This window comes from Caldicellulosiruptor acetigenus (assembly GCF_026914305.1).
Lineage (GTDB): Bacteria > Bacillota > Thermoanaerobacteria > Caldicellulosiruptorales > Caldicellulosiruptoraceae > Caldicellulosiruptor > Caldicellulosiruptor acetigenus.
Map to the genome: position 1 here is coordinate 1258422 of NZ_CP113866.1, position 22377 is coordinate 1280798.

General features: G+C 35.9%; 21 protein-coding genes and 1 pseudogene. 18 read left to right on the top strand and 4 right to left on the bottom strand.

Annotation, left to right across the window (positions count from 1 at the left end; all coding sequences use genetic code 11):
- Positions 1–5: 5 nt before the first annotated feature.
- From miaA to OTK01_RS06225, 3 genes are all read left to right on the top strand, one after another.
- Complete coding sequence (gene miaA / locus OTK01_RS06215) at positions 6–944, top strand: tRNA (adenosine(37)-N6)-dimethylallyltransferase MiaA (RefSeq protein ID WP_013432760.1); 939 nt, start codon at positions 6–8, stop codon at positions 942–944.
- A gap of 64 nt (positions 945–1008) precedes the next feature.
- Positions 1009–1299 carry an RNA chaperone Hfq gene (hfq, locus tag OTK01_RS06220; protein ID WP_013403136.1) on the top strand — a complete coding sequence of 97 codons (291 nt, stop codon included), beginning with the start codon at positions 1009–1011 and terminating at the stop codon, positions 1297–1299.
- Positions 1300–1389: 90 nt separating this feature from the next.
- Complete coding sequence (locus OTK01_RS06225; RefSeq protein WP_029227693.1) at positions 1390–2670, top strand: methionine gamma-lyase family protein; 1281 nt, start codon at positions 1390–1392, stop codon at positions 2668–2670.
- Positions 2671–2672: 2 nt separating this feature from the next.
- On the opposite strand, the gene lexA is transcribed toward OTK01_RS06225, so the two are convergent.
- Entirely contained in the window at positions 2673–3281 is a 609-nt protein-coding gene (gene lexA, locus OTK01_RS06230) for a transcriptional repressor LexA (RefSeq protein WP_013403138.1), read from the bottom strand.
- Positions 3282–3479: 198 nt separating this feature from the next.
- On the opposite strand from lexA, the gene pta reads away from it, so the two are divergent.
- Positions 3480–4478, top strand: a complete 999-nt coding sequence (gene pta, locus OTK01_RS06235; protein WP_029227692.1) for a phosphate acetyltransferase — start codon at positions 3480–3482, stop codon at positions 4476–4478.
- 26 nt (positions 4479–4504) lie between these two features.
- Positions 4505–5704 (top strand): acetate kinase, encoded by a 1200-nt coding sequence (locus tag OTK01_RS06240; protein ID WP_029227691.1) that lies wholly within the window; start codon positions 4505–4507, stop codon positions 5702–5704.
- Positions 5705–5779: 75 nt separating this feature from the next.
- Here OTK01_RS06240 and OTK01_RS06245 read toward each other — a convergent pair whose 3' ends face one another.
- Positions 5780–6157 carry a desulfoferrodoxin gene (locus OTK01_RS06245; protein WP_013430190.1) on the bottom strand — a complete coding sequence of 126 codons (378 nt, stop codon included), beginning with the start codon at positions 6155–6157 and terminating at the stop codon, positions 5780–5782.
- 150 nt (positions 6158–6307) lie between these two features.
- On the opposite strand from OTK01_RS06245, the gene OTK01_RS06250 reads away from it, so the two are divergent.
- The 6 genes from OTK01_RS06250 to OTK01_RS06275 all read left to right on the top strand — a co-directional run bounded on the left by OTK01_RS06250 (position 6308) and on the right by OTK01_RS06275 (position 14242).
- A complete protein-coding gene (locus tag OTK01_RS06250; RefSeq protein ID WP_029227690.1) occupies positions 6308–8932 on the top strand; it encodes a valine--tRNA ligase in 2625 nt (874 codons plus the stop codon).
- Positions 8932–10245: a bifunctional folylpolyglutamate synthase/dihydrofolate synthase gene (locus OTK01_RS06255; protein WP_029671852.1), complete on the top strand. Its 1314-nt coding sequence runs from the start codon at positions 8932–8934 to the stop codon at positions 10243–10245. Before OTK01_RS06250 ends, OTK01_RS06255 begins: the two co-directional genes overlap by 1 nt.
- A 63-nt stretch (positions 10246–10308) precedes the next feature.
- On the top strand, positions 10309–10962 hold the full coding sequence (gene fsa / locus OTK01_RS06260) for a fructose-6-phosphate aldolase (protein ID WP_013430193.1): 654 nt from the start codon (positions 10309–10311) through the stop codon (positions 10960–10962).
- 55 nt (positions 10963–11017) lie between these two features.
- Positions 11018–11812 (top strand): peptidoglycan editing factor PgeF, encoded by a 795-nt coding sequence (gene pgeF, locus OTK01_RS06265; protein WP_029227688.1) that lies wholly within the window; start codon positions 11018–11020, stop codon positions 11810–11812.
- Entirely contained in the window at positions 11813–12511 is a 699-nt protein-coding gene (locus tag OTK01_RS06270; RefSeq protein ID WP_013432752.1) for a response regulator transcription factor, read from the top strand.
- Between the two features lie 3 nt (positions 12512–12514).
- Positions 12515–14242, top strand: a complete 1728-nt coding sequence (locus OTK01_RS06275; protein ID WP_029227687.1) for a sensor histidine kinase — start codon at positions 12515–12517, stop codon at positions 14240–14242.
- 17 nt (positions 14243–14259) lie between these two features.
- On the opposite strand, the pseudogene OTK01_RS13350 reads toward OTK01_RS06275, so the two are convergent.
- Positions 14260–15259, bottom strand: a pseudogene (locus OTK01_RS13350) (anion permease).
- A complete protein-coding gene (locus OTK01_RS06290; RefSeq protein WP_013403149.1) occupies positions 15252–15878 on the bottom strand; it encodes a DUF47 domain-containing protein in 627 nt (208 codons plus the stop codon). Before OTK01_RS06290 ends, OTK01_RS13350 begins: the two are co-directional and overlap by 8 nt.
- Positions 15879–16101: 223 nt before the next feature.
- On the opposite strand from OTK01_RS06290, the gene pstB reads away from it, so the two are divergent.
- The 7 genes from pstB to hisC all read left to right on the top strand — a co-directional run bounded on the left by pstB (position 16102) and on the right by hisC (position 22376).
- A complete protein-coding gene (gene pstB, locus OTK01_RS06295; protein ID WP_013432749.1) occupies positions 16102–16851 on the top strand; it encodes a phosphate ABC transporter ATP-binding protein PstB in 750 nt (249 codons plus the stop codon).
- A 27-nt stretch (positions 16852–16878) separates the two neighbouring features.
- Complete coding sequence (phoU, locus tag OTK01_RS06300) at positions 16879–17556, top strand: phosphate signaling complex protein PhoU (protein ID WP_013432748.1); 678 nt, start codon at positions 16879–16881, stop codon at positions 17554–17556.
- Complete coding sequence (locus OTK01_RS06305; RefSeq protein ID WP_029671850.1) at positions 17526–18092, top strand: QueT transporter family protein; 567 nt, start codon at positions 17526–17528, stop codon at positions 18090–18092. Before phoU ends, OTK01_RS06305 begins: the two co-directional genes overlap by 31 nt.
- A gap of 139 nt (positions 18093–18231) precedes the next feature.
- Positions 18232–19413 carry an ATP phosphoribosyltransferase regulatory subunit gene (locus OTK01_RS06310; RefSeq protein ID WP_029227686.1) on the top strand — a complete coding sequence of 394 codons (1182 nt, stop codon included), beginning with the start codon at positions 18232–18234 and terminating at the stop codon, positions 19411–19413.
- Entirely contained in the window at positions 19410–20039 is a 630-nt protein-coding gene (gene hisG / locus OTK01_RS06315; protein ID WP_013432745.1) for an ATP phosphoribosyltransferase, read from the top strand. Before OTK01_RS06310 ends, hisG begins: the two co-directional genes overlap by 4 nt.
- Positions 20036–21331 (top strand): histidinol dehydrogenase, encoded by a 1296-nt coding sequence (gene hisD / locus OTK01_RS06320; RefSeq protein ID WP_029227685.1) that lies wholly within the window; start codon positions 20036–20038, stop codon positions 21329–21331. The genes hisG and hisD overlap by 4 nt, the downstream gene beginning before the upstream one ends.
- On the top strand, positions 21324–22376 hold the full coding sequence (hisC, locus tag OTK01_RS06325; protein WP_029227684.1) for a histidinol-phosphate transaminase: 1053 nt from the start codon (positions 21324–21326) through the stop codon (positions 22374–22376). The genes hisD and hisC overlap by 8 nt, the downstream gene beginning before the upstream one ends.
- Position 22377: the final 1 nt, after the last annotated feature.

Consider the following 22377-nt stretch of genomic DNA (forward strand, 5'->3'; position numbering starts at 1 on the left):
AAAGAATGGAGAAAATACCTTTAATTGTTATTGCAGGCCTTACTGCCACCGGAAAAACAGATGTTGCAGTGGAGCTTGCTCAGCTTGTAAATGGCGAGATTGTGTCTGCAGATTCGATGTGTGTATACAAGCTTATGGATATTGGTACAGCAAAGCCTACAAAGGAGCAAAGAGAAGCTGTCAGACATCATGTTATTGATGTAGTATTTCCAGATGAGGACTATAATGTGGCGATGTTTCAAAAGGATGCAACAAATGCAATTTTGGATATTTATAAAAGAGGTAAGGTGCCTTTGCTTGTAGGCGGAACTGGCTTTTATATAAAGTCAGTTGTGGACGATGTTGAATTTCCTGAGATGGGGGATTCAAAACAAGTTAGAAAAAAGCTTTATGATGAGCTTAGTAGTAAAGGTAATATGTATCTTTACGAGCTTCTTAAAGAAATAGACAAAGATGCTGCAAATTCTGTTCATCCAAACAATGTAAAAAGGGTTATAAGATATTTAGAAATTTATTTTTTGACTGGCAGAAAGCCAACAGAGTTTTTAGACAAGGTAAGAAGAAAAGGAAGTGAAAAATATAATTTATTGCCGCTATGTTTTATAATGGAAAGAGAAGCTTTATGGCAGAGAATTGACCAGCGAGTTGAAAAGATGTTTGATATGGGACTTGTAGATGAAGTTAAGATGCTTTTAAGTTTAGGATATTCAAAGGATTTAAAATCTATGCAGGGGCTTGGATATAAGCAGGTAATACCATATGTTGAAGGGAAGATTTCATTGCAAGAGGCCAAAGACGAGCTTAAATTAAGAACAAGACAGTTTGCAAAAAGGCAGAGGATTTGGTTTAAATATCAGGGTGAATTCATGTTTTTGGATGTGACAGGTATGAGGTTTGAAGAAGTTGTGAAAAAATGTTTTGAACTTTGCAAAAGTGTGGTATAATTTAAGAAAAACATATAAAAATTATAATATAAAAAACTTTTAAGTTTGGGGAGGAATACATAAAGTGGCGAAAGGAAGTTTAAACTTGCAGGACTTATTTTTAAACCAATTAAGAAAAGAAAAAGTAAATGTTACAATTTTCCTGCTCAGCGGTTTTCAGTTAAAAGGTACTATCAAGGGTTTTGACAATTTTACATTGATTGTAGAGACAGATAATAACAAGCAGCAGCTAATTTACAAGCATGCGATATCCTCAATCATGCCCTCAAAGCCAATAAATTATATGGCTCAGGCACAGAATAATCAGCAAGCTTCTCAGCAATCAAATAACAATCAAGGTCAGGAGACAAAATAAAACGTACAATTTTATAAAGAAAGCTCATGAACATATGTTTCATGAGCTTTCTTTAATTTTTGACAATCAGAATTTAAAAGAGAGGTGCAAATGATATTGAAGATAGATATCGAAGGACTAAAAAAATTTTATAATTTTTCTCATGATTTAATAAACTTAACAGAGCAAGCTTTAAAAGATTTGAAAGAAAATTTCGAATTTATAGAGCAAATAAAGTCATTCAATCAATTAAAGGTTTTAAATGCTTTTCATCTAAACAAACTTTCATATACCCACCTAAATAAAACAGATGGATATGGGTACTCAGATAGTGGGCGAGACGTGATTGAAAAAATCTTTGCCAAGGTTTTCGGATGTGAGGATGCACTTGTACGAATCCAATTTATTTCAGGGACACAGGCAATTGCCACAATGTTATTTGCTCTGCTCAGACCAGGTGATATCCTTCTTTCAATCTGTGGAAAGCCATATGATACACTTCAAAAAGTAATAGGTATAAAGGAGGGTGGGCATGGAAACCTTATTGAGTACGGAATAAAATACCAAGAAATCGATTTGAAGGGCAATGACTTTGACTTTGAAAAAATAGAGACCATTTTAAAAGAAAACTCTATAAAAGTAGTTTTCATTCAGCGTTCACGTGGATATTCTGTCAGAAGTTCAATTTCAATTGAAAAGTTAGAAAAGGTAATTAAGTTTATAAAATCTATTTCTCCTCAAACATTTGTTGTAGTTGACAACTGTTATGGTGAATTTGTAGAAAAATTAGAACCCACCGAAGTTGGAGCGGACTTGATAGCGGGTTCACTTATCAAAAATCCTGGTGGGACGATTGCTTCATGTGGCGGCTATATCGCAGGCAAAAAAGAGCTTGTTGAGATGTGTGCAGACAGGCTGAATTCTCCCGGCATGGGGAAAGAAGTTGGACCATCTCTTGGATTTAACAAAGAGATTTTACAAGGGCTTTTATTCTCACCACACATAGTAGCCGAAAGTTTAAAAGTGGCTGTGTTTACTTCGTATATAATGGAAAAGTTAGGATATGAGGTTTTGCCAAGATTTAATGAAAAAAGAACAGACATAATTCAAACAATAGTGTTTAAAAACGAATACGAACTTGTAAGATTTTGTCAAGGAGTGCAGAAAGGCTGTCCTGTCGACAGCAATGTTTTACCCGAGCCTTGGGATATGCCAGGATATTCTCATAAAGTAATAATGGCAGCAGGCGGATTTGTACAGGGTACGTCTTTGGAACTTTCTTGTGATGCGCCAATACGAAAGCCTTATGCTGCATACTTGCAGGGCAGCTCTTCGTTTGAAATCGGACTTGTTGGAGTGTTACATGCCATTGAAAATATCAGGAGGATGTAATCTTACATCCTCCTGATAAGTCCTATAACTTTGCCGAGGATTTTTACGTCTTTGACGATAATTGGCTCCATAGCCTTGTTCTCTGGTTGAAGTCTTATATGGTCGTGTTCTTTATAGAATCTTTTTACTGTTGCTTCATCATCTATTAAGGCAACAACAATATCTCCATTTTCAGCTACATTTTGTCTTCTGACAATTATTATATCATTGTCGAAAATTCCTGCCTCAATCATACTATCTCCTCTAACTCGGAGCAAGAACGCATCTTCTGTTCCTACAAGGTCATACGGAAGTGTCATAGTTTCTTCTATATTTTCCACTGCTAAGATTGGTTCGCCTGCTGTTACCTTTCCAACAAGAGGTAGTTGCACGACGTTTCTGTGTACATAAAACTCGTCGTCTACGATTTCGATAGCTCTTGGTTTTGATGGGTCACGCCTAATATAACCCTTTTTTTCAAGCCGAGTCAGATGGCCGTGAACAGTTGAAGTAGACTTTAGACCTGTCGCCTCGCAAATTTCCCTCACTGCAGGGGGATATCCTTTTTCTTTAATCCTCTTTTTTATAAACTCTAAAATTTCCTCTTGCTTTTTTGTAAGCTGTTTTTTCATGCTACTTATTTCCCCTTCTTTAACAGTATTATTTTGAAATAATTATAACACAAAAACATACATTCTTCAAACTTTTGTTTAGTATTTTGAGGCGGAAATTCATTTTAAAAGTAAAATAATTCTTGTATACAAGATACAACTTGTTTTATAATATATAAGGTGCGATATGTCAAATAATAAACGAAAGGAGTATCAAAAATGGCTTTTATTGATACAATTATCGAAAAAGCAAAATCAGATATAAAGACAATTGTACTTCCCGAAAGCTACGAAGAAAGAAATTTAAAAGCTGCTTCCATAGCTCTAAAAGAAAAGATAGCTAAGATAGTTTTGATTGGGAAAGAAGATGAGATTAAAAAAGAAGCAGAAAAGTATGGTGCAAATGTAGATGATGCTATTTTTATTGACCCAGACAATTTTGATAGATTTGATGAATTTGTAAATGAATTTTATGAGCTAAGAAAAAACAAGGGTGTAACACTGGAAGATGCAAGAAAGATTATGAAAGACCCGATGTATTTTGGTGTTATGCTTGTATACAAAGGTTTGGCAGATGGTATGGTGTCTGGTGCTATTCACTCAACAGCAGATACCTTGCGACCAGCTCTGCAGATATTAAAAACTGCACCTGGGGTAAAACTTGTTTCAAGCTTCTTTATTATGGTTGTACCAAACTGCGAATATGGTGAAAATGGAGTTTTTGTATATGCTGATGCAGGTTTGAATCCAAATCCAACAGCAGAAGAGCTTGCTGATATAGCTATTTCATCCGCAAAGAGCTTTGAAGCCTTGGTTGGAAAAACTCCAAAAGTAGCAATGCTTTCGTATTCTACAAAAGGTTCAGCAAAGTCTGAAATGGTAGATAAGGTTGTTCAGGCGACAAAAATCGCAAAAGAGAAAGCTCCAGATATCCTGATAGATGGTGAGCTTCAAGCAGATGCTGCAATAGTTCCTTCTGTTGCAAAGCTGAAAGCACCGGGAAGTCCTGTTGCAGGGCAAGCAAATGTTCTAATCTTCCCTGATTTGGATGCTGGCAATATTGCATACAAACTTACAGAAAGGCTTGCAAAAGCAGAAGCGTACGGTCCTATTACCCAGGGAATAGCAAAGCCTGTAAACGATTTGTCCCGAGGCTGTAAAGCTGAAGACATTGTGGGGGTTATTGCTATTACTGCTGTGCAGGCTATGATGAAATAAATTATTGATAGAAGGGGAATGAGAAAATGAAGGTTTTAGTATTAAATTCGGGAAGTTCATCTTTAAAGTATCAATTTATTGATACCGATACAGAGGTTGCTCTTTGCAAGGGTGTTGTTGACAGGATTGGCTTGCCGGGGGCATTTATTAGACATCAAAAGAATGGTCAAGAGATTGTAAAAGAACAGGAAATAAAGGACCACAATGTTGCTATTAAGCTGGTTTTAGAGATGCTCACACATGAAGAAGCTGGTATTATCCATTCTATGGATGAAATTGATGCAATTGGTCATAGAGTAGTGCATGGCGGGGAATATTTCAGTGATGCGGTGGTTGTCAATGAAGAGGTAAAAAAAGCGATAAGAGAATGTATTGAACTTGCGCCTCTTCACAATCCTGCTAATTTAATGGGAATTGAAGCATGTGAGAGAGAGATTCCAGGAAAGCCTAATGTGGCTGTATTTGATACAGCATTTCATCAAACAATGCCAAGATATGCATATATGTATTCGCTTCCATATGAGGTGTATGAAAAGTATAAAATTAGAAAATATGGATTTCATGGGACATCACACAAATATGTTGCAATTAAAGCTGCAGAGTACTTAAAAAGACCACTTGAGGAGTTAAAACTTATAACATGTCATCTTGGAAATGGTTCGAGTGTGTGTGCAATAAAGTACGGAAAGTCGGTTGATACAAGCATGGGATTTACTCCTTTGGCTGGTCTTGCAATGGGAACAAGAAGCGGAACAATTGACCCTGCTGTGATACTCTATCTTATGGAAAAAGAAAAAATGGATGTAAAGCAGATGAATGATTTTCTGAATAAAAAGTCGGGTGTGCTTGGTATATCAGGTGTGAGCAGTGACTTTAGAGATTTAGAGAAAGCTGCAAATGAGGGTAATGAAAGAGCACAGCTTGCAATTGACATGTTCTGTTATAGGGTCAAAAAGTATATTGGTGAGTACGCAGCAGTATTAGGTGGAGTGGATGCAATAATATTTACTGCTGGAATAGGTGAGAACAACGCTCTTGTGAGAGATAAGTGTTTGACTGATTTAGAGTATATGGGTGTTCTGTACGATAGAGAAAGAAACTTCAATGTAGAAAAAGGTAAGGTTTTTGAAATAAACAAGCCTGAGAGCAAGGTAAAGGTTTTAATAGTTCCTACAAACGAAGAACTTATGATTGCAAGAGAGACAAAAAGACTTCTTTCAAAATAAGCTATATAAATAAAATAGGGGGTTGCAAACAATAAGAGAAAACCAAAAGCTTTTTATGCAACCCCCTATTGTTTGTTATTCTTTTTTCCACAATCCGTGTAAATTGCAGTATTCATACGCCACTACATTCTCGGCCGAAACCTCAAACAATGCTTTTGGTTCATCGCCTGGTTTTAAATATTTTCTGTAGACTTTATCGTCAGCAATGAGCTCTATCCACATGATGTAGTGTTTTTCTTCCATTGGATGAGCAACTTCACCTACTTTGACCAAGATGCCCTCTTCTGTCTTTTCGATAACAGGAACATGCTTTTCTAAACTTGCATCAACTGTGTTAGCTTCAAGCAGCGTCATAGGTTGTCCACAACATACAAGCTGGCCACCACCTGCATACAAAACCTCTACTATGTTTCCACAGACTTCACATTTGTATACATTTCCTCTTTTAATCATCGATTAAACCCTCCCTTGTAAAAATTAATTTTTTCAATTACAATTACTTTATACCCACTAAATTAACATTCCTAACACAAAGTTTGAAACAAAATTAAAATTGAAATAATATAAAAAATGAAATAAAAACATTTTAAGGAGGATGTGAAAGTGCAAAAAGTATATAATCCGAAAGAGGTAGAAGACAGGCTCTACAAAATGTGGCTTGATAAAAAGTATTTCCATGCAAAGATTGATTATTCAAAAAAACCTTTTACGATTGTTATTCCACCTCCAAACATAACTGGGCAGCTACATATGGGCCATGCACTGAACAATACCATCCAAGATATTCTTATTAGGTTTAAAAGAATGCAAGGATACTGTACTCTTTGGCTCCCTGGTACTGACCATGCAAGCATTGCAACCGAAGCAAAGATTGTTGAGAAGATGAAAGAAGAAGGATTGACAAAAGAGATGATAGGACGAGAAAAATTTTTAGAGCGTGCCTGGGAGTGGAAGAGAGTATACGGCGGCAGGATTATTGAACAGCTCAAAAAACTTGGTGCATCTTGCGACTGGGACAGAGAAAGGTTCACAATGGACGAAGGACTTTCAAATGCTGTAAAAGAAGTCTTTGTGAGACTATATGAAAAAGGTCTTATATATAAAGGCGAGAGGATGATAAACTGGTGTCCAACTTGTCATACCACCATTTCTGATGCTGAAGTGGAGTATGAAGAGAAAAAAGGAAAGCTCTATTATATAAAGTATCCAGCAAAGGATAATTCATATCACGTAGTTGTTGCTACAACAAGACCTGAAACAATGCTTGGTGATACTGCTGTTGCAGTAAACCCAAATGACCAAAGATACAAGCATTTGATTGGGAAGACAGTGGTGCTCCCTCTTGTGAATAGGGAAATACCAATAATTGCAGATGATTATGTTGATATGGAATTTGGAACAGGTGTTGTAAAGATAACTCCTGCCCATGACCCAAACGACTTTGAGATTGGGCAAAGACACAACCTTCCAATGGTCCAGGTGATAGACACAAAAGGGTATATGAACGAAAATGCAGGAAAATATGCAGGGCAGGAAAGATATGAGGCAAGAAAGAATATTGTAAAAGACTTAAAAGAGCTTGGTCTTCTTGTGAAAGAAGAGGACTATACACACAATGTGGGACACTGTTATAGATGTTCAACTGTAATAGAGCCGCTTGTCTCAAAACAGTGGTTTGTCAAAATGAAACCTTTAGCAGAGCCTGCAATAAGAGTTGTAAAGGAAGGGAAGATTAAATTTATACCTGAAAGATTTGAAAAGATATACTTTAACTGGATGGAGAATATAAAAGACTGGTGTATTTCAAGACAGCTGTGGTGGGGGCACAGAATTCCTGCTTATTACTGCCGTGACTGTGAAAATATGATGGTGAGCAGAGAAGAAGTAAAGGTATGTTCAAAGTGCGATTCTTCCAACGTGTACCAGGATGAAGATACGCTTGACACTTGGTTTTCGTCTGCTCTGTGGCCATTTTCTACGCTTGGCTGGCCAGAGGAGACAGAAGACCTGAAGTACTTCTACCCAACAGATGTTTTAGTAACTGCATATGATATCATTTTCTTCTGGGTTGCAAGGATGATTTTTTCTGGTTTAGAGCATATGGGTAAAGAACCTTTTAAGTATGTTTTGATACACGGTATTGTAAGAGATGCTCAGGGCAGAAAAATGAGCAAATCATTGGGTAACGGGATAGACCCGCTTGAGGTAATAGAAAAGTACGGTGCTGATGCTCTTAGATTTACCCTTGTCACTGGTATATCACCTGGCAATGACACAAGATTTCATATGGAAAAGGTTGAAGCTAATAGAAACTTTGCAAACAAGATTTGGAATGCTGCAAGGTTTGTGCTCATGAACCTTGACATTGACACAAGTTTTAAACCTGATGAAAGTAAGTTTACATTTACCGAAAGATGGATTTTGTCTAGACTCGACACACTCATCAGAGAAGTTACAGAAAACCTTGAAAAGTTCGAGATTGGAATTGCTGCTCAAAAACTTTATGATTTTATATGGGACGAGTTCTGTGACTGGTATATTGAGATGTCAAAACCTACACTTTATAACAAGGAAGCAAGTAACAATAAAGAGGTACAGTATGTACTTTTGACAGTTCTTACAGATATATTAAAGCTTTTGCATCCGTTTATGCCATTTGTAACAGAAGAAATTTATTTGAACCTTCCGCACGTTGAAGAGAGTCTTGTGATAGCAACCTGGCCAAAACCAAGAGGATATCAATTTACTGAAGACATTCAAATGGTTGAAAAACTCATAGAGCTTATAAGAAGTCTTAGAAATTTAAGGTTAGAGAGGAATATCAAGCCTGATATCAAGCCTAAGGTATATATAAAGACTGACGACCTTTCAATGGCAAATCAATTGAGCTTATGGGAGATTTACGTCAAAAGACTTGCAAATTTTGACCAGGTGATAATCTCAAATGAGGTTCCAGAAGATAGCGTAGCTTTGGTACTGTCATGGGGAGTTGCGTATGTGAAATTGAAAGAAATAGTTGATGTTCAAGCAGAGCTTAAAAGACTGCTTGACGAAAAGGAAAGACTTTTAAAAGAGGTTGAGAGATCTGAGAAACTGCTGAGCAATCAAAACTTTTTACAAAAAGCACCTGAAAAGGTTGTAAATGAAGAAAAAGAAAAGTACGAAAGGTACAAGCAGATGCTGCTTTCAGTTGTACAGCAGATAGAAAGATTAGAAAGTCTCAGGTGATGTTAAAGATGCCCATGACTTATGAACAGGCTTTAGATTTTATTCATTCAACCTATAAATTTGGTACAAAGCTTGGTCTTCAGAATATAACAAAACTTCTTGAGTTTATGGGAAATCCTCAAAAAGGGTTAAAGGTTATTCACGTTGCGGGCACGAATGGGAAAGGTTCCACATGTGCTTTTATAAATCAGATGTTAATTGAAGCGGGCTTTAGGGTGGGGCTTTACACCTCACCCTTTCTTGAATCTTTTAATGAGAGGATAAAACTGAATAATCAACCGATAGACAGTGAAGAACTTGCCAGTATTACAGAGTTTGTTAAAGAAAAAATTGAAGAGATGTTGAGACAAGGTTTTTCACATCCCACAGAGTTTGAGGTTGTAACTGCCATTGGTTTTGAGTTTTTTAAAAGAAAAAATGTAGACTTTGTAGTACTTGAGGTTGGGCTTGGTGGAAGATTTGATGCAACAAATGTAATAGAAAACCCAGAGCTTTGCATAATTACATCCATTGGTTTTGACCATATGGACATTTTGGGCTTTTCTATTGAAAAGATTGCTTTTGAGAAGGCAGGAATAATAAAGCAAAATAGCAAAGTAATACTGGCACTTCAGCGATATAAAGAGGTAAAAGAGGTCATCTCGAAAGTGTGTAAGGAGCAAAATGCTCAGCTAATTGAGGTAGAAGGAAATTATCATGTATTGAAAAATACTCTGGACGGGATTATTTTTGATTGTGTAACTCCAAGAGGAATTTATAAAAACCTTGAGATTAAGCTACTTGGCACACATCAGATAGAAAATGCTCTCAGCTGTATCTATGCGTATGAATGTTTGCAAGAAAAGTATGATATAAAAATCGAAGCGTTAGTAAAAGGACTTTTGAATGCACGATGGAACGGTCGGTTTGAAGTTTTGATAAATGCACCTTTGGTTATATTAGATGGTGCGCACAATGTTGATGGGATGAAGGTGCTTGCAGAAAACTGCAAAACGTACTTGAATGGTAAGAAGATTGTGGCTGTTGTGGGCATTTTAAAGGACAAAGAGTATGAGAAAATGATTTCTTTGATAAAGAGCGTGGCGCAAAGGGTTATCTTTACTCTTGTTCCTTATCAAAAGCGGGCTTTTTCAGAAGAAGAAGCTCTTGATGTTTCAAAGAGGTTTGGACTTGAGTTTATAGCAGATTTTAAAGATGCAATTAGATATGCATTAAGTGTGTGTGAAGAAGATGGTGCAGTTATAATTTGTGGTTCTTTATATCTTGTGGGGGCAGCGAGAAGTTTTCTCAAAAGCATGTTCGATGTGTTGTAATTATACAGCAATTGGTATAAAATATTATACGAAGAAAATTAAAAGAAAGAGGTGTTGTAAAAAATGAAACTTTTTATTGATACTGCAAATGTGAATGAGATAAGAGAAGCTCATTCATGGGGAATAATTTGTGGTGTCACCACAAATCCTTCTTTGATTGCGAAAGAGGGCAGAGATTTCAAAGAAGTGGTCAATGAGATTTGTTCTATTGTAGATGGCCCAATCTCTGCAGAGGTAATTTCTCTTAAAGCAGAAGGGATGATTGAGGAAGCAAGAGATTTAGCTAAGATTCATAAAAATATAGTTATTAAAATTCCAATGACTGCAGAAGGGCTCAAAGCTGTGTCAGTTCTTTCAAAAGAAGGTATTAAGACAAATGTTACTCTCATCTTCTCAGCAGCTCAGGCACTTTTAGCAGCAAAAGCTGGTGCAACTTATGTATCACCATTTGTGGGAAGACTTGATGATATTGGGCAAAATGGTATAGAGCTTATAAAGGAGATTGTACAAATATTCAAGAACTATCCTGATATTAAAACAGAGATAATTGCGGCAAGTATAAGACATCCTATACATGTCATTGAGGCTGCAAAAGCAGGTGCTCATATAGCCACAGTACCATTTAAGGTTTTAGAGCAGATGACAAAACATGCTCTGACTGATGTTGGTATCGAAAGATTCTTAAAAGACTGGGAAAAGGTACCTAAGAAGAGTTAAGGCAACCCTGAAAGAAGGGTTGCTGTTTTTTTAAATTTTTGACTGGAGGGGAAAGATGGGATTTGTAAAAGAGAATATAAATGGGATAGAGATATTTAGAATAAGTGAATTTGAAGATTATGGTATAGAGGGTTTTTTCACAACACGGCAAGGTTGTGGACATGATAATTTTAATCTGAGCTATAAATGGGCAGAACGAAAAGAGGATATAGACAAAAACTTTCGCATTCTTTTTGAAGCTTTGCAAATAGACTACAGAAATATTTTCTATGCAAAACAGGTGCATAAAAATGATATAATAATTGTAGAAAGAGGGTTTGATTTTTTTGAATATAATCAAGAGGCAGAGGCTGACGGACTTGTAACAAATGTCCCTGGAATTACACTTATAACAATGCATGCAGATTGTATTCCTGTTTATATTGTTGATACAAAGACAAGAGTAATTTCTCTGATTCATTCTGGTTGGAGAGGGACCTTGAAACATATAACTCAAAATGCTCTTGCGATTCTGAAGAAAAAATTTTCATCTTCAGCTGAAGACTTACTTGTTGCAATTGGTCCAGGAATATGTAGAAGACATTTTGAGGTGGGCAAAGATGTCTACGAGATGTTTTTGAGAGAATTTGGAGATGAGGTTTGTTTGGAGTCTAAAGAGAGTTTTTTTATCGATTTGAAAAAAGCAATAATGATTGACTTGAAAAAGAATGGTATTGAGAGCTGTCAGATAATATCCTGCGATATGTGCACATATGAAGATGCAGACCTATTCTTTTCGTACAGAAGAGACCTAAACAGACCAGAGAAATTGGGAAGTATGGTGGCAATCTTGAGGATGGTGAGAAGGTAAATGAAGAATATTTTAATAGTTGATGATGAGCAGCATATTCTTGAGCTTCTTAAATTTAATCTTAGAAAAGAAGGATATAATACATTTGAAGCAGATAGTGGCGTACTGGCACTGGAGATTTTGAAGCATAACAAAGTTGACCTTGTCATACTTGATATTATGATGAGTGACAAGGATGGATATGAAGTTTTAAAAGAGATTCGATTCAATAGAGATACAAAAAATCTTCCGGTGATATTGCTGTCTGCGAAATCTGAAGAAATTGATAAGATACTTGGGCTTGAGCTTGGTGCAGATGACTATATAACAAAGCCTTTTAGTGTAAAAGAGCTGGTTGTAAGAGTGAAGGCACTTTTGAGAAGAGTAGAAAGTTTAAAGCCTGAGGTTGAAGATAAGGTCAAGTTTGGAGATGTAGAAGTAGATTTTTCAAAAAGAACTGTCAAGAAAAATAATCAGGATGTATCTCTTTCGTTCAAAGAGTTTGAGCTTTTGAAGCTTCTTATCGAAAATAAAGGCAGGGTGTTGGACAGAGACTTTATTTTGCAAAGGGTATGGGGATACGAGTTTGATGGAGATACACGAACGGTTGATGTACACATAAGGTTTTTGAGGAGAAAACTTGAGGACGATGAGAAAAATCCGCGTTACATAGAAACCGTCAGGGGCGTAGGTTACAGGTTTAATGAAAGGTCTGAGTAAAGCATGAGGTCAAAGCTTTTTGGTTATACCATATTAGTTGTGGTGGTCATTACACTTCTTCAAGGAATTCTTTCTTATGAGGCTTATAAAAATATATATATAGACGAAAACAAAAGATGGCTTGTTGCTAAAATAAATGAAGTGGAGAAGTACATTTGGTCTTTTGACATTGAAAAGCTAAAAGAAATCTATGACAAGGGGTATTTTAGAGTAACCATTGTAAGTGGTAATGGAATTGTTCTTTACGACTCTGAAGCAGATGTAAAGAAAATGGAAAATCACTTAAAAAGACCAGAGATTGCAAATGCTAATAAAGTTTTTGGAAAAGTAGAGTTTTCAATAAGAAAAAGTAAAACATTGGGACATTACTTTTTGTATGCAGCCAAAAAGGTTAAAATTCACGATACATCAATGTTTATAAGAGTTTCAGTTCCTCTTGACAAAGTTGACACAATCTTAAAAAAGGTTTTATTAAATACTCTAAAATTTGCAGTGATGTGTATTTTTCTGGGTATAGCATTGGCAATAGGAATCTCATCTGTTTTATATCAGCCGTTAAAAGGGCTGATTTCGCTTATTTCAGAAGGACTTGAAAAGTTTAGCATTCAAGATGTGAAAAGTCCAAAAGATTTGAAGTGGCTTAGTCTTAGCTTTTCAAAGATGTATCAACTTTTAGAGGAAAAGATAAACGAATCTAACGTATTGAGAAAAAGACTCACTTCTCTTTTAGACTCATTAGACATTGGTATAATCTTTTTTGATGTGAATAAAAGAATACTCATGTTCAACAGGGGAGCAGAAAACATTTTAGAGACAAACCTCAAGGTTGGATTTAGTTTGCTTGAGTGCGCCCGAGTATATGAACTTTTCGAGTTTCTTTTCCAGCAGGATATAAATGAAAAAGAGCTGGAAGTTAGCATCAGTAATAAAACAAAATTTTTAAAAGTAAGCAAGAAGAGAATTTCATATGAAGACAATAAAGAAGGGGTACTTTTTATACTAAGTGATATTACCTTTTTGAAAAAGTTAGAAAGAATTCGGTCTGACTTTGTGGCTAATGTGTCGCATGAACTCAAAACACCACTTACTTCAATAAAGGGTTTTGTAGAAACACTTAAAGATGGTGCGATTGATGATAAAGATGTTGCCATTAAGTTTCTCAACATTATTGAGGTTGAGGTAGAAAGGCTTGTGAGACTCATCAATGACCTTCTCTATCTTTCGGAAATAGAGAATGCGGCAATGCCCATTTTAGAAGAAAAAGTGGTGGTTAAAGAAGTTATGCTTGAGAGCATTGAACTTTTAAAAATAAAAGCTGAGAAGAAGAATATTCAACTTGATGTAAAGGTCCAAGAGGGTCTTGAGATGAACATATATCGCGATTGGCTAAAGCAGATTTTTATAAATCTAATAGATAACGCAATTGTGTATAACAAAGAAAATGGGAAAGTATGGGTGACAGTGGAGAAATCAGATAGCACAGTAACTATAAAAGTTAAGGATACAGGAATTGGAATTCCTGAAAAAGAAATTGAGAGAATATTTGAAAGATTTTACAGAGTGGATAAGGGAAGGTCAAGAAAGCTTGGAGGCACAGGCTTGGGTCTTTCTATTGTAAAGCACATAGTAGAGCTTTATGGAGGAAAAGTTTGGGTTGAAAGCCAGGAAGGTATAGGCAGTGAGTTTACGGTAACAATTCCAATTGTAAAAAAGGCTGACCCACATCAATAGGCCAGCCTTTTTTATAGCTATGCTATCCAATTGATTAAAATAGAAATGATAGCTCCCAAAATAGCACACATTGGGATTGTCAAAACCCATGCAATAACAATATTTCTTGCAACCCCCCATCTAACAGCTGAAAACTTTTTACATGCACCTACCCCCATAATAGAGGACGAGATGACATGAGTGGTGGAAACTGGTGCACCAATATGAGTTGCAAACTGGATTGTTAGTGCTGCGCCGGTTTCTGCTGCAAAGCCGTTTATTGGTGCAAGTTTTATTATCTTTATTCCCATTGTTTTAATTATTCGCCAGCCGCCTACTGATGTACCCAAAGCCATGGCAAGAGCACAGGCAAATTTTACCCAGTCAGGCACAACAAACTCATTTAAGATTCCACTTCCTACCAGCGCCATGGTTATTATTCCCATGGATTTTTGAGCGTCGTTTGAACCATGACTATATGCCATCCACATTGCAGAGAGTATTTGGAGCTTTGAGAAATATCTATGTAATTATAGTTGGATGTACTTTAGCAAACACTATGTAAAGAATCATCATAAATAGATATCCAAATACAAAACCTAAGATAGGGGAGACAATCAAAGGAAGAACAATCTTTTTGACAAACCCTATCCAATTTATATCGGCAAGTGATTTTGTGGCGGCAATTGCAGCACCCACAAGACCACCAATTATTGCATGTGACGAGGAAGAAGGTATTCCCCACCACCATGTAATCAAGTCCCACACAATTGCTGCAATTACAGCCGCAAGCACAAGGTTTTGTGTAACAAATCTCGGGTCAACTATTCCATGGCCAATTGTCTTTGCAACCTCTGTGTTTATCATCGCACCAAAGAAGTTAAATACTGCTGACATAAATATGGCAGTGCGCGGTGCTAACACTCTTGTTGAAACTGATGTTGCAATAGCATTTGCTGTGTCATGAAAACCGTTTATAAAATCAAAAGTCAGGGCTAAAATGATTATTAAAAGTAAATTAAGTGGTATGTTATGCATTTTTTGTCACAACCCCTTCTATTACATTTGCTACATCTTCGCACGCATCAAGCGTGTCTTCCAAAAAGCCAAAAATTTCTTTCCAAATGATTACTTCAATAGGCTTGTCCCTATTTTCGGCAAAAAGTTTTTTGATTGCGTTTCTGTACACAATGTCGCCCTCATCTTCAATTCTATTTACTTCTATTATTTTTTCTTTTATGAGTTTGGTATTTTTTAAATCCTTTAAGTTTTCCACAACTCCTTTTAATTCTTTTGTGCAGTTTATGATCATCTCCGATAAGATCTTTGCCTCAGGCTTGACGGTGTCTACATTATAGATTTCAAACCTATGCGCAACTGTTTCGAGCGAATCGACAATGTTGTCAATCTCTTTGATTATTGCAAACAAATCTTCTCTGTCAAGAGGTGTGATAAAAGTTTTGTTGAGAAGTTCAATCACTTGGTGGGTAATATCATCCCCTTTGTTTTCAGCTTTTTCAAGCTTTGAGATGAGCTCTTGCATATTTGAAAGGTTATTGAGGAGTTGATTTAACATCACTGCTGATTGATAAGCATTTTCAACAGCGTTCTCCAATAAAACAAAAAACTGATTTTCTTTTGGAATTATACTCCACATATTTCACGACCCCTTCTTTGTAGAATTTTTGTCACAAAGACCATTTTAATAAAAGAGATTTTTATTTATCAATCCTGCGAATTTTATAAAAAGTTTTACATCACACAAAGAATATTATATAATATTTAACACAGTTTTAACATACATTAAACAAGAATTTAATGTTGGAGTTATAAAATATATAAGTTGTAGCTATCAAAAAGTAGGGAGAGGTTGCTTCAAGATGGTAATAATAGAAACAAAGGATTTAAATCTATATTATGGTGAAAACCATGCTCTGAAAAATATAAACATAAAGATAAACGAAAAAGCTATAACTGCATTGATAGGACCATCTGGCTGTGGAAAATCTACTTTCTTGAGGACCTTAAATAGAATGAATGACCTTATTGAAAACGTTAAAATAGAAGGAAATGTATATTTTGAAGGCAAAGACATCTACAAAGAGATTGATGTTATCACGCTCAGAAAAAAAATTGGAATGGTATTTCAAAAACCAAATCCATTCCCAATGAGCATATATGATAATGTAGCGTATGGTCCAAGAATTCATGGTATTAAAAAGAAAGAAGTACTTGATGAGATTGTAGAAAGCAGTCTTAAAAAAGCCTATCTGTGGGATGAAGTAAAGGATAGGCTGAGAAAAAGTGCATTTTCGCTCTCTGGAGGTCAGCAACAGAGACTTTGTATTGCAAGGGTTTTGGCAGTCGAGCCTGAGGTAATTTTGCTTGATGAGCCAACATCTGCCCTTGACCCAATTTCAACATTAAAAATAGAGGAGCTTTTAGAGCAGCTCAAGAAAAACTACACAATAATAATAGTCACTCATAATATGCAACAGGCTGCTCGAATTTCTGACTTCACAGGATTTTTCTTGAATGGGGAGCTTGTAGAGTTTGACAAGACAATTACTATATTTAATACTCCACGGGACAAGAGAACAGAGGACTATATTACCGGCAGGTTCGGATAATTATATGTTGAGAGGTGAATTTTTGATATGACAAGACCAACATTTGAAAATGAGCTCAAAGAAATCCATCTTGATATTCTCAAGATGGGAGCTATGGCAGAAGAAGCTATTGACAAAGCAATTTTGGCACTTAAGACAAAAGATGTTGAACTTGCACGCAGAATAATAGATAACGATGATAAGATTGATGAGCTTACAGAAGAGATAGAGAAAAAATGTGCTATTGTTATTGCCACCCAGCAGCCACTTGCAAGTGACCTAAGGCTTATAATAACTGCAATGAGAATTGCAACAGATATTGAGAGGATTGCTGACCATGCAGAGGATATTTCTCAGATAACGCTCAAGCTTGCAAAAGAGGATTATGTAAAACCTTTAATTGACATTCCTAAAATGGCTGAAATCACTCGTTCGATGTTAAAAGATGCATTAGACTCGTATGTAAATTCTGACATAGAACTTGCAAAGTCTGTTGTCAAGCGTGATGATTTGGTTGACACAATGTATCAAAACCTTATTGATGAGCTTGAGCAAATAATGAAAGAAAATTCGGCAGCAGTTTCTCAATGCGTTCAGTTTTTATTGGTCATAAAGTATTTAGAAAGAATAGCAGACCACTCTACAAATATAGCCGAATGGGTTGTGTACAAGATAACAGGTATGCATAAACATGAATGGGAAGGCAGGGAAGAGGAAACAAAGTGAAAAAGAAAATTGAGATTGACAGTAAAGTAATTGCAAGGGCTGCTCTGATTGCAGCGCTATATTTTGTTTTAACCGCGTTTTTGCCAGCTATATCATATGGACCACTGCAGATAAGAGTATCAGAGGCACTTACTCTTCTTCCTGCCCTGATGCCAGTTTCAGCCACCATTGGTCTGTTTGTGGGGTGTTTTTTAGCAAACCTATATGGCATGGTAGTAAGTATAACAGGTATATATGATGTTATTTTTGGTTCTCTTGCGACACTGGTAGCTGCGCTGCTTACAACCAGAATAAAGAAAAAACCTTTTTTGCCTCTGCCCACTATTATAGTAAATGCTGTGGTTGTATCAGCTTATATATGGCAATATTTTATAGACAGCTTGAAAATTGAGTGGTTGAAAAATCTAAGTCCAATTATCAGGTATCTTTTTACAGTAGTGTCTATTGGAATGGGAGAGACAATTGCCACATACTTCTTAGGGTTACCTCTATTTTTGGCACTTGAAAAGCAGCTAAAAGGCAAAAATCTCTTATAAGATTCTTAACAAGTGGAGCCTTATATGATTCAGATGATGGCTCCACTTTTTTGTTGCTTTTTCAGATCTTTTGTAATATAATATAACATGATATCTGTTCATCACTTCATTATGATAAAGTAATGAAAGGAAGAAAAAGATGAGCAAAAAGTTTGTGGATTACTATCCTCCAGTGTCTGATACCTTAGAAGAGGTAAGAGAAAGGACTATCTTTTTATTTAAAAAATTTGGGTACAGATTGATTGAACCTTCAACTTTTGAAGATTATGAAAAGTCAAAAAGCTTAAATGGCAGCAACACTATAAAATTTATGGACAGCGATGGAACTGTAGTTGCCTTGAGAAATGAATTTACTCCAAAGGTTGCAGAGATTGCAGCTAAGTTTCAAACAAGTGTTTATCCGCTCAAATTGTGTTACTTTGGCAAGGCATATCAGTTTCTTCAACAGGAAGCAGGGGATTTGAGGGAATTTTTTCAAGCAGGCGTAGAAAACTTTCATACATCTGATAGTTTTTATATAGACTTAGAGGTATTAGTGCTTGCGGTAGAAAGTTTACTTGAACTTGGAGTGAATAACTTTACAATAGATGTTGGTGAGGTAAATTTCTTTAAGGGAATTGCTAAGGACTGTGAGATTGACGAGACTTCATCAGAGGTGCTCTGCAAGCTTGTTGACAAGAAGGACTATATAGGGATTGAAAACTTTTTGATTCGAAAGGGCATTTCCCAAAAAGTGATAGATGTTTTCAGGAGCCTCACAAGACTTTATGGTAGAGAGGATAAGATAAAAGAAGCTAAAAAGTTTGCAAACAATGAGATATCTAAACTGGCGATAGAGAGACTAAGCGAGATATATAATAATATGGTAAAACTGGGTTACCAAAATTATATTACTATTGACTTTGGAATGGTAAAACACCTGAACTATTACACAGGTATAATATTTTCTGGCTATCTGCAAAAACTTGGCTATCCTGTACTAAATGGTGGTAGATACGATAACTTGTGTGAAATATTTGGTAGAAAACTATATGCCATTGGATTTGCAATTGGTGTAGACAGAATTTTAGAGTGGAAACTAAAAAATACTCCAAGGAATGATAAGTTATACGATAGCCTTGTTTTTTATAAGGAAGGGTACTTTGAAATAGCGTTGAAGCTTCTTCTCAACTCGGATAACAAAAGCCAGAAAATTTATTTTCATACAGTACCAGCAAATATAGAAGAAGCCTTTCTTATTAGCAAAAGTATGAAAGCAGAGAGATTTATATATGTAAATGAAGATGGTACAAAAACGTATGTTTTGGAGGATTTGGGATGATTACTATAGCGCTACCAAAGGGGAGATTAGCTCAGCAAACAGTTGAACTTTTGAAGAAAGTATCGCTTGTGGACATTGATATATCTGATGAGAGCAGAAAATTAGTGATGGAAGATGATAAAAGTTCTTTACGTTTTCTCATGGTAAAACCTTTTGATGTACCAACTTATGTGGAATATGGAGTTGCAGATATTGGTGTTGTGGGCAAAGATGTTCTGCTTGAAATGAACAAAAGGGTGTATGAACTTTTGGATTTAAAAATTGGGAAATGTTTTGTAGCCTTGGCAGGACCTAAAGGGATGAGCGAAGCTCTTTTGAAAAAGCCTGATAAGACAATCGCAACTAAATTTCCTAACATTGCCAAAGAGTATTTTGAAAATGTTAGAGGAGAAGATGTAAAGATAATAAAGCTCAATGGTTCAGTAGAGCTTGCTCCTATTTTAGGACTTTCAGACATGATAGTAGACATTGTGGAAAGTGGCAGGACTTTGAAAGAAAATGGACTTGAAGTGTATGAAAAGCTATACGACATTAGTGCTCGGCTTATTGCAAACAGGGCAAGTCTAAAATTAAAAACTCAGATAGATGATATTATAAATCGTTTAGAAAGGATGATTGAAGAGTGAGAATCTTGTACAGCAAACAAGAGATTGAAAACTACATGGAGACGGCTCTAATAAGAAAATGGGAAAACGAGGAAGAGATTGAACAGAGAGTTCGCAGAATAATCTCTGATGTAAAAGATAAAAAAGATGAAGCTGTGCTTTACTACACCCAACTTTTTGATTGTGATGATATTTGCTTAGATGAACTGCAAGTGGCCCAGGAAGAAATTGAAAGAGCGTATTTCGAATGTGAAAGAGAAGATAGAGATTTCATAGATGCTTTGAATGCTGCGTATAAAAATATCTATGAGTATCACATGAGACAAAAAGAGGAAAGCTGGTTTTATGTAAAAAATGGGTCGCTACTTGGCCAGATTATAAAGCCTCTTGAAAAGGTAGGGATTTATGTTCCGGGAGGAAAAGGTGCATATCCTTCCACAGTTTTAATGAATTCAATTCCTGCAAAGGTTGCTGGCGTTGAAAAAATAATTATGGTAACTCCACCTGACAAGCACAAGAGTGTCAGCAAATACACTTTGGCAGCAGCAAAAATTTGCGGTGTTGATAAGATTTATAAAGTGGGAGGAGCTCAAGCAGTTGCAGCACTTGCATTTGGAACACAGATTATACCCAAGGTAGATAAGATTGTAGGGCCAGGAAATATCTATGTAGCAACTGCTAAAAAATTGTTGTTTGGATATGTAGATATTGACTCAGTAGCAGGGCCAAGTGAAGTTATGGTTATTGCAGATGGTTCTGCAAATCCGAGATATATTGCTGCAGATTTGCTGTCCCAGGCAGAACATGACCCCATGGCAAGGTGTATTTTGGTTACAATATCAATGAAAATAGCTCAAGAGGTTTCTGAAAATGTTGAGAAGATGCTTGCGAGATTTGAAAACTCAGTTGCTTTAGAAGCTATCGAAAAAAACGGTGTGATAATAGTTGTTGATAGTCTTTCTGAAGCTGCCGAGATTGCGAACATAATTGCACCTGAACACTTAGAGATTTGTTGCAATGATACAGAGGAAGTTTTGCTTAAAATTAAAAACGCTGGTGCAATTTTTATAGGTGAATATTCCCCTGAGCCTATTGGCGATTATATTGCAGGACCAAATCACGTGCTGCCAACATCTGGTACAGCAAGTTTCTTTTCTCCCCTCGGGGTTTATGATTTTGTCAAAAGAATGAGTTTAATAAAGTATTCAAAAGAACAGTTTTTAACAGATGCACCACATGCAATAAACATAGCGCAAAAAGAAGGTTTCCTCTTTCATGCAAATTCGTTGAAGGTGAGGTTAGAAGATGTTTAGAAAAAGATTAAAAAATTTTTCAAACTATACAACGCCCCAAATAGAATGTTTGGTTAAAGCAGATGCCAACGAAAATCTTCTTGAACTTCCTGAAGAGTTAAAAGATATAATTTGGGATACTTTAAAAAATAGCATACCTAATTTGTGTTTTTATCCAGAAATCAATTCTCAACCACTCAAAGATGCTTTAGCAAGGTTTTACAGTTTGAAAAGTGAAAATTTTATTGTAGGAAATGGTTCAGACCAGATAATTCAGCTTATTGTTCAAGCATGCTGTGAGCAGGATGACCAGGTATTTTTCCTATATCCTTCATTTACCATGTATAGAATAACTGCTGAACTTTTTGACGTAGGGTTTTGTTTTTTTGATGTTACTTCCCAATGGGAAATTGACGTTGAAAAGGTGATTGATAAGATAAGTACGAATGAAAAAATAAAGGTAATATTTATTGATACTCCCAATAATCCAACTGGGATTGCATGGAGTGCTGAAAATTTAAAGGCTGTTGTGGAAGCATTTCCTTCAAAGCTTGTGGTAATTGACAATGCCTACGGTGAATACAGCGATATTGACTATATAGAGTTTACAAAAAGATACAATAATGCAATAATTCTTAAGACCTTTTCTAAAATAGGTTTTGCAGGTATAAGATGTGGCTATGGCATTGCAAATGAAAATATTATAGAAAACCTTCACAAAGTAAAACCCCCCTATAATGTCAATGTCTTAACCCAAAACATAGCTATCAAGGTGCTTGAAAATTTCGAAAAGCTAAAAAATAACATCCAGCTAATAAAAGATGAAAGAGATAAGATGATACAAAAACTCAAAGAATACTACTATGTTATTCCATCAGAAGCAAATTTTGTAACAGTTGTTGATGAGAATGCTGACAGAATATTTGAATATCTAGTTGCGAACAAAATTCTTGTAAAAAAGTTTGAGGTGGGAAGCCACAAACTTTTAAGAATTACATTGGGCAAGCCTCAAGATAATGATATAATAATAGAAAATCTCATTCAGTTTAAGAAGGAGAATGCATGAA